This is a genomic window from Paenarthrobacter sp. PPS72, assembly GCF_048537125.1.
Taxonomy (GTDB): domain Bacteria; phylum Actinomycetota; class Actinomycetes; order Actinomycetales; family Micrococcaceae; genus Arthrobacter; species Arthrobacter nitroguajacolicus_E.
Map to the genome: position 1 here is coordinate 1 of NZ_JBLYIE010000032.1, position 264 is coordinate 264.

The 264-nt window shown below is 63.3% G+C and carries 1 pseudogene; it reads left to right on the forward strand.

Annotated features, from left to right (window positions below):
- Positions 1–264, forward strand: a pseudogene (locus ACLRGI_RS14425) (IS1380 family transposase); the annotation flags it as partial.

The window sequence follows — 264 nt, forward strand, 5'->3', positions numbered from 1 at the left end:
TCCCGGCGATGGCGTTGGCGGTGAAAACCTGCCTTGGCGAACTCGCTGATCAGTGGCTGACGCTGCCCGGATACTTCGGCGCGAATGCAGGGTTGAAGGTCAGCGCACTGGTCGCGGGCATGGTTGCGGGCGCCGATTCCATCGATGACATGGCCTTGTTGCGGCACGGCGGGATGAAGAAACTCTTCGCCGGTGCATATGCCCCGTCGACGTTGGGATCGTTCCTGCGGGCGTTCACCTTTGGCCATGTCCGCCAGCTCGACG